This is a genomic window from Priestia sp. KCTC 13724, from assembly GCF_056820425.1.
In genome coordinates this window covers 1-7511 of sequence record NZ_JBXDLD010000176.1, presented here as the reverse complement: position 1 = coordinate 7511, position 7511 = coordinate 1, and the positions used below count along the sequence as shown (strand labels likewise).

General features: G+C 36.2%; 8 protein-coding genes and 1 pseudogene. 6 read left to right on the top strand and 3 right to left on the bottom strand.

The window, feature by feature from the left end:
• Nucleotides 1-137 precede the first annotated feature (137 nt).
• Complete coding sequence (locus tag AC1UFB_RS20075; protein ID WP_025910306.1) at nucleotides 138-686, top strand: calponin homology domain-containing protein; 549 nt, start codon at nucleotides 138-140, stop codon at nucleotides 684-686.
• A gap of 42 nt (nucleotides 687-728) precedes the next feature.
• On the opposite strand, the gene AC1UFB_RS20070 is transcribed toward AC1UFB_RS20075, so the two are convergent.
• Both AC1UFB_RS20070 and AC1UFB_RS20065 read right to left on the bottom strand, forming a co-directional pair.
• The gene (locus AC1UFB_RS20070) at nucleotides 729-1568 is read right to left on the bottom strand and encodes a TIGR03943 family putative permease subunit (protein ID WP_025910308.1); all 840 of its coding nucleotides are present in this window, start codon (nucleotides 1566-1568) and stop codon (nucleotides 729-731) included.
• A 12-nt stretch (nucleotides 1569-1580) separates the two neighbouring features.
• Nucleotides 1581-2450 carry a permease gene (locus tag AC1UFB_RS20065; protein WP_025910310.1) on the bottom strand — a complete coding sequence of 290 codons (870 nt, stop codon included), beginning with the start codon at nucleotides 2448-2450 and terminating at the stop codon, nucleotides 1581-1583.
• Nucleotides 2451-2669: 219 nt separating this feature from the next.
• Between AC1UFB_RS20065 and AC1UFB_RS20060 the strand changes: the two genes are divergently transcribed.
• Nucleotides 2670-3461: a histidinol-phosphatase HisJ family protein gene (locus AC1UFB_RS20060; RefSeq protein WP_094909654.1), complete on the top strand. Its 792-nt coding sequence runs from the start codon at nucleotides 2670-2672 to the stop codon at nucleotides 3459-3461.
• 87 nt (nucleotides 3462-3548) lie between these two features.
• Here AC1UFB_RS20060 and AC1UFB_RS20055 read toward each other — a convergent pair.
• Nucleotides 3549-3692, bottom strand: a pseudogene (locus AC1UFB_RS20055) (DUF3231 family protein); the annotation flags it as partial.
• 436 nt (nucleotides 3693-4128) lie between these two features.
• On the opposite strand from AC1UFB_RS20055, the gene desA reads away from it, so the two are divergent.
• From desA to AC1UFB_RS20035, 4 genes are all read left to right on the top strand, one after another.
• Complete coding sequence (gene desA, locus AC1UFB_RS20050) at nucleotides 4129-5181, top strand: Delta(5) desaturase DesA (protein WP_482589913.1); 1053 nt, start codon at nucleotides 4129-4131, stop codon at nucleotides 5179-5181.
• Nucleotides 5182-5257: 76 nt separating this feature from the next.
• Complete coding sequence (locus tag AC1UFB_RS20045; RefSeq protein ID WP_482589911.1) at nucleotides 5258-6403, top strand: sensor histidine kinase; 1146 nt, start codon at nucleotides 5258-5260, stop codon at nucleotides 6401-6403.
• Nucleotides 6400-6999: a response regulator transcription factor gene (locus AC1UFB_RS20040; protein WP_025910316.1), complete on the top strand. Its 600-nt coding sequence runs from the start codon at nucleotides 6400-6402 to the stop codon at nucleotides 6997-6999. The genes AC1UFB_RS20045 and AC1UFB_RS20040 overlap by 4 nt, the downstream gene beginning before the upstream one ends.
• Nucleotides 7000-7219: 220 nt before the next feature.
• The gene (locus AC1UFB_RS20035) at nucleotides 7220-7351 is read left to right on the top strand and encodes a hypothetical protein (protein ID WP_257788887.1); all 132 of its coding nucleotides are present in this window, start codon (nucleotides 7220-7222) and stop codon (nucleotides 7349-7351) included.
• The last annotated feature ends 160 nt before the right edge of the window (nucleotides 7352-7511 follow it).

The window sequence follows — 7511 nt, the reverse complement described above, 5'->3', positions numbered from 1 at the left end:
GCCTAAAATAATAAAATTGAAGATTTTGAGTCTTTTTAATAGTTAATTTAAATTAATGCAACACTAGTGAGATTTGTATAATTAATTTTTGGTTGAATTTACTAACGACAGTATTTAACCATAATGGTGGTGTAGGTATGACAAACGAGTCGGCAATGGTTGATATTATAAAAGCGTTTAAGCGCAATTCAACAGAGTCAATTGCAATGGATTTAATAAAAGAAGTAAGGGGAACGTTTTGTCCGCTTCCAAAGTATGTGGCGGACTTAATTGATGAATTGAGAAAGTTAAAATTAAAAGATGAAGTTATTAGCGTCATCTTATATCAATCTGTATATGTGCATAATCATCAGTTTAATATTAAGGATACGCCTACTAATCGGCAATTTATTCAGGATACTGTTTTTATGGGGCGCAAGTGGGTGCAGCAGTACGGGAAAATTGAAAATGTCGAACAAGCAATTCAAATTGCGGAACATGCGTCCTTAGATGCAGAAGAGCCAGAAGTGCCAAATCCTTTTGATTCAAAGAAGGTTACGCTTGAAGTGAGCTTAGACCCGCAAACGTACGAGATGTTAAAAAATATTGCTGTCTATTATGATCATGTGGGATATGATGACTCGATTTCAACGGCAGTACAGCATTTATACACGCAGCTACTCGAGGCTCAGCAAAAAAGTCGATAAGAAAAAATCACGTAACATGGAAAACGTTACGTGATTTTTTTATCATTGATTGTTTCGATAAACGTAAGGGTCATCAGGTTCCTGTTCTTTCTTAACGTTCGTGACTTTAATCATTGGTAATGTTTTTTTAAACGGCTGATAATACATCGTATCAATTTTACCTGTTACTGTTACCCAATCATCATTTTGAAACGATACGTCATCTGGAAATTCAATAAGCATTCCGAAGGCTCCAGAGTCAGCAATGCAATGAATAATTCCAAAGCGAAAAAGAAAATATTGATTTTTTGGCAGCTCATCATTATGGTATAAAAATCCTTTTAAGCGAATGGTTTTACCCGTAAATTCACCAGGGTAATTATAAATGGTTTCCATTGCGTTTAAAAACTCAGTATCTTCTAAATTAAGCTTTTCACTCTTTCCAAACTGCTTCAAATCTTTGCGTATCATTTTGTCATAAGCTTCCTCTCCGTAAAAGCTACTTGTATCGGGCTCTAGGAATTGGTGCTGATCATAGGGGCTATTTTTTTCGTAGATTGGAAAATTGAACCCCTTCGCTTCAACAATTTTAGAATCTAATTTGGAAATTGGTAAAAATAAAGCAGTGATAATAGGTACGATATAGATGAGATAAAGGAATTTATCTCGCTTGCGCGGAGCGTGTGAATGACTGTGGCAATCACAGCCATCTTCATGATTATGGTCATGCTCATCGCCTTTCATATAAAAAATAAAAGCAGCGATGGTAATAAACCATAGGAGAAAAATTGTACTGTATGAAATCCATGCATATTTCATATTAATGTACTTTGAAATATCTCCTGTAGCATGCAGATGCATGAAGACAAACGTAAAGCCAATCAAAATTAAAATTCGAATCATCGCGCTTCCTCCTTATCTGACCAGTAGCATTGAAAAAACAAAGACAGCTATAAAGGTATAAATAAATAAAATGCCCACAAATTTGGCTTTAAATTGACTCAACATCATTAACGTATTTTTAATATCAAACATTGGTCCAAAAACTAAAAAGGCAACGATGGCGCTATCTTGAAATGTGCTTTGAAAGGATGCTCCAATAAACGCATCGGCTGACGAACAAAGGGATAAAAGGTAGGCTAGTCCCATCATTACGAAATGAGCTGACCAATCCTGCTGCCCAAGATCTAACAGGATGGATGTTTTCATAAACGTTTGCATACTTGCTGCAATAAGCGCTCCAATGATTAAATATTTACCGACTGAAAAAAACTCATCGATAGAATGCTGGATAGTGCCTACTAGCTTTTGGCCAAATGTCTTTTTCTGAACGTTAACGCACACGCTATGTTTTGTTTGATCTGTTTTAAACTGAAACGTCAACAGCATGCCAACTGAAATTGCTACGACGAGCGCTACAGAGCTACGTTCCCATACAACGGCCCAGTCATTTCCAAACGCTACATATGTAGAAAACAAAACAACTGGGTTAATGATAGGACCTGTAAACATAAAGGGAATAGCAGCGTATAGCGGTACGCCTTTTGCCATTAATCGCCTTGTAATAGGTACAATTCCACATTCACAAGCTGGAAATAAAGCGCCTATAAAAGTTGCTAAAAAAACAGCGCCTACTTTATTTTTTGGTATGGCTTTTGCCATCATTTCTTCTGTAATAAACATTTGAATAATTCCAGAAATAAATACACCCAATAACACAAAAGGAAGGGCTTCAATTAGGATACTGATAAAAATTGTGTTTAGCTGCAACAAGGATGAACTCATACTACCACTCCAATTTTGTCTTAAGAAAATAAATTTGCATGCATTCAACTTTTACAGAAAATAGTTTAATATAAAAATAGTTAAATGTAAAAGAATTTATAAATTTCCATTTCATTGTCTAGTTTGAATAGTTAAGGTAGCTATATAACGGGTAGTATTGTAAGAAGTAGAAAGCTTTGCTAAGATACGATTTCAGGAGAAGAATGGGAGGAACGAAACATGTACATTGTGGACTATCATCATCATACGAATCATTCATTCGATTCAAAAGCGGTTATGAACGAGGTATGCACAGAAGCTATCCATCGTAATATTAACGAAATTTGCTTTACAGAACATTACTCACTTAATCCACTTGCTCCTACATATGGACATATTAATTTAAAACATTATATAGAAGATATTGAAGAGTGTCGTGCGCAGTTTGACGGAAAGTTAGTTATCAAAGCAGGGATTGAAATTTGTGAGCCGCATTTATTAAAAAGTGAGTATCAAAAGGTATTAGAGCCGCTTCAATTAGATTTTATCCTAGGATCTGTTCATAACATCAATGACAAAAAGCTCCGCTTATATTTACAACATAAAACAGTAGAAGAAGTATACGGTGGTTATTTTGAAGAACTCTACAATCTAGTGAAGCATGCTGATATCGATGTGCTTGCTCATATTGATTTAATGAAGCGCTATGCAATAAAAGTGCACGGAAATTATGATTTTGACCAGTTTAAGCCGCAGCTAACAGAAATTTTAACAAAAGCAATTGAGCGCAATATCGGCATTGAAATTAACACCTCAGGAATGCGAAGCAGCTTAGGTGAACCGCTACCTTCTCAAGCGGTATTAAAATTATATAAAGAGCTTGGAGGAGAACTGCTAACGGTAGGTTCTGACTCTCATAAAGTTGAAACGGTTGGCGACCATATTTCTGAAGCAATAGCGCTTGCGAAGGAATGCGGATTCCGCTACGTCTTTACGTATGACAAGCGCCAGCCAAGTGCCATTTCGATTTAAAAGACCAGTTGAATGTAGAAGAGAATATTTGTCAATAAGAGTCCGCAGAAGTCTTTATGTAGAAGGCTTACGGGCTTTTTTTGATTACTATTTTGTGAATGCGGTTTTGGTTTTATTGAGCTTAGCAAGTTCTTTTCCTCTTACAAAATACTGCTTTACTTCTTTATTCTCTGCACATTGCGCAAAACCAGTAATTAACTGCATTCCAATATTATTTGTCTCTATTCCGTGAATGTTCTTGTTACTAGTATTGCATAAGATGATTTCGATAACTTTAGTTGCTAAATGTGTGAATCATTCTAACTTACACAAAAGAATAATAGAAGTAGGTGGAGGTGTACTAAACACGAGCAACTTGAAGCTATGACGGTGGATGAAAAGAATCATGCAAGCTTAATCAAATGGTCACAAAATGTTCACATCATTAAAAGATGTTAAGGATAAAACACAGGAAACAACAGGCTTCTAGAGAGGTTGATGTGTTTACAAACAATTAATAAAAGTAAATAAACGAAGGTACCAACACAATGGATGCTAAGGATATGAAAGGGTTTTTGAGTGCCAATATGACATTTGTCATATTTGTCATGTGACATGTACTACTACACATGGTTTCTTTTTATATTTATAATTTTAAATAAATTATGAATGTGAAAGGGAAATCCAAATGATTAAACAAAAACAAAAACAAAAAATGTTGAGACAATCAATGGCACCTTATGAAAAGCCAAATGAGAAAAGCAGTGTCGTTCAACTGATTAATACTATTGTTCCGTTTTTTGCTTTATGGTTTCTTGCTTATCAAAGCTTAGCGATTTCATATGTATTAACTTTAGCAATTGGAGTGGTTGCCGCTGGCTTTTTAGTTCGAATTTTTATCATTTTCCATGATTGCTGCCACAACTCTTTCTTTAAAAATCGACGCTACAACAAAGTTCTTGGTACCATTACAGGAGTTTTAACTTTGTTTCCATACAACCAATGGGCACACAGTCATTCTATCCACCATGCTACGAGCGGAAATTTAGATAAGCGTGGAATCGGTGACCTGTGGATTTTAACAGTAGACGAATACTTGGAAGCACCTCGCTCACGTCGCATTGCTTATCGTTTATACCGCAATCCATTTGTGATGTTTGTGATAGGTCCTATCTATGTGTTCTTGATTACAAATCGCTTTAATCGTAAAGGAGCTAAGCGAGCTGAGCGTATCAATACGTATATTACAAACGTTGCGATTGCGCTTATTGTGACAGTTGGATGTTTAACACTAGGATGGCAGTCATTTTTAATGATTCAAGGTCCGATTTTCTTAATCTCAGGTTCACTGGGCGTTTGGTTATTTTACGTACAGCATCAGTTTGAAGACTCTTATTTTGAAGCAGATGAAGAGTGGGAGTACGTGCAGGCAGCAGTTGAAGGGAGCTCTTTTTACAAACTTCCGAAAGTGTTACAGTGGTTAACGGGTAACATTGGCTACCATCATGTTCACCACTTGAGCCCTCGGGTTCCGAATTATCACTTAGAAGCTGCTCATAATAATACCGAGCCGCTTCAAAATGTGCCGACCATTACGCTTCGCACCAGCTTAGAGTCTTTACGCTTTCATTTATGGGACGAAGATCAAAAGAAATTTGTTGGTTTTAACCATCTAAAAACATTTAGCCGTGAAGAACGACAAAAAAGAGTAGCGGTATATTCTAGAGCAAATGTAAAATAATACTCAATGCCATATGTGATTATGATACGATAATTATATATGGCATTAATTATGAAAGTAAAAGAGGGTTTGCGTCATGAAGAAAAAGGATACAATTTTTCAAAAGATAACGGGAATGTCTCCTTACATATGGACAGTTTTTAGTTTACTGCCTTTTTACTTTGTTTTTCAGTCTTCTTCAATGAATGAGATTGTGTTAGGTATTTTGTTAACGATTCTCTTCTTTATTTTTTATCGCATTGCTTTTATATCAAAAGGCTGGCCTATTTATGTATGGACAATTCTCCTCATTAGTATATCCATCGCGATGACGACGCTTTTTAGCTACGTTTATTTTTCCTTTTACTTTGCTTTTTTTCTCGCTTATTTCATAGGAAATGTTCAAAAATGGCTTACATTTATTACGCTTTATATTATTCATTTAGTCAGCACAGCCATTTCACTAAACTATAATATGGTTGCTCAAGAAGAGCTGTTTGTTCGCCAACTTCCGGTTATGATTATCATTTATATGAGCGTAATCATCTTTCCATTTACAATCTATAACCGTAAGAAAAGAGAGCGCTTAGAGGAGCAGTTAGAAGACGCAAATAAGCGAATTTCAGAGCTGGTCAAACAAGAGGAAAGACAGCGAATTGCTCGTGACCTTCACGATACGCTTGGACAAAAGCTATCCCTAATTGGATTAAAAAGTGACTTGGCACGTAAGCTGATCAATAAAGATCCAGAGCAGGCAAGAGCAGAGTTAAAAGACGTTCAGCAAACCGCACGAACTGCGTTAAGTGAAGTTCGTAAACTAGTGTCTCAGATGAGGGGGATTCGATTAAAAGAGGAACTCGTACGCGTAGAACAAATACTTAGCGTAGCTGAAATAGAGTTTATTCATAACGAATTGACTTTATCAAACGTTTCTCCTCTGACAGAGAATATTTTAAGCATGTGTTTAAAAGAAGCGGTAACAAACGTTGTAAAGCATAGTAAAGCCTCTTGCTGTGAAGTGAATATTGTACAATCTACAGATGAAATTATGATTACCATTCAAGATAATGGACAAGGCATTGCAAGTAAAGATGCTTTTCAACACGGAAATGGACTTATTGGTATGAGAGAAAGATTAGAGTTTGTAAACGGAACGCTAGATATTCAATCAGATGAAGGAACAAAGATTATTGTGAAAGTTCCGAGCGTGCGTAAGCAAGTGGAAAAGGAGGAAGAGAAATGATTCGAATCGTTATAGCGGAAGATCAGCGGATGCTGTTAGGTGCTTTAGGCTCTTTGCTAAGCTTAGAAGATGATATGGAAGTCGTTGGGAAAGCATCGAATGGAGAAGAAGCAGTGGCTCTTGCGCGTCAGCATCATCCCGATGTTTGCATCATGGATATCGAAATGCCTCTTAAAACAGGGCTAGAAGCAGCAGAAGAGCTGGAAGAACTCGATTGCAAAGTGATTATTTTAACGACTTTTGCACGCTCTGGTTATTTTCAACGAGCGTTAAAAGCAAAAGTTAGCGGTTACTTGCTGAAGGATAGCCCAAGTGAAGAGCTAGCGAGTTCCATTCGAAGTATAATGCAAGGAAGACGAATTTATGCTCCTGAGCTTGTGGATGATGTATATGCGGAAGAAAATCCGCTAACGGAGCGCGAAAAAGAAGTACTGCAGCTTGTAGCTGATGGGAAAAATACAAAAGAAATTGCAGAAGAGCTGTCTTTGAAAACCGGTACCGTAAGAAACTATATCTCCACCATCTTGGATAAGCTTGAAGTGAAAAATCGCATTGAAGCTATTACGCGTTTTAAAGAAAAAGGTTGGTTTAAATAAAAGGAAAAAAGGGGACATATTACTACGCCCTCTTTTTTGTGTTTATTCTAAATTTTCTGATATTATTATTTTACATTGTAAGCGATTTCGTTTATAATGAAAGCAGAAGAGCTGATTGCTCTCACAACATTATTTAATTGAAAAAGAATGGCTAATAAAATAAACATAATGGATAGGAAATATTTGTGGTTAATTGAACAGTAGAGGAGATGAAACAGAAATGGTAAAACAGGAAAAGTTAATGTTTGGTGACTTCATTCAAGGTGATCGCTTCGAATTACATTCTTACCTTGTTTATTTGTTTCAGCAGTCTCAAAGAAAGATTAGACATATTAAACGAGAAGCAAATTGATACATGTTCAGCATCCCGTCATACATAAGCGGTAGCGCTTCGTTTCTTAACGGCGCTACCGCTTATTATATGAAAAAAAGAATAAATTAACTAATTGAATGAATTTCATAATCTGAACCCTATGTCTCGCAAGACTTTATAGACATCAAAAAAGGAGTAC

Bases quoted from the DNA above. Each gene is read 5' to 3' on its own strand.
- AC1UFB_RS20070 (WP_025910308.1), bottom strand. From the start codon at position 1,568: ATGATTCGAATTTTAATTTTGATTGGCTTTACGTTTGTCTTCATGCAT.
- desA (WP_482589913.1), top strand. From the start codon at position 4,129: ATGATTAAACAAAAACAAAAACAAAAAATGTTGAGACAATCAATGGCA.
- AC1UFB_RS20040 (WP_025910316.1), top strand. From the start codon at position 6,400: ATGATTCGAATCGTTATAGCGGAAGATCAGCGGATGCTGTTAGGTGCT.
- AC1UFB_RS20045 (WP_482589911.1), top strand. From the start codon at position 5,258: ATGAAGAAAAAGGATACAATTTTTCAAAAGATAACGGGAATGTCTCCT.
- AC1UFB_RS20035 (WP_257788887.1), top strand. From the start codon at position 7,220: ATGGTAAAACAGGAAAAGTTAATGTTTGGTGACTTCATTCAAGGTGAT.
- AC1UFB_RS20065 (WP_025910310.1), bottom strand. From the start codon at position 2,450: ATGAGTTCATCCTTGTTGCAGCTAAACACAATTTTTATCAGTATCCTA.
- AC1UFB_RS20075 (WP_025910306.1), top strand. From the start codon at position 138: ATGACAAACGAGTCGGCAATGGTTGATATTATAAAAGCGTTTAAGCGC.
- AC1UFB_RS20060 (WP_094909654.1), top strand. From the start codon at position 2,670: ATGTACATTGTGGACTATCATCATCATACGAATCATTCATTCGATTCA.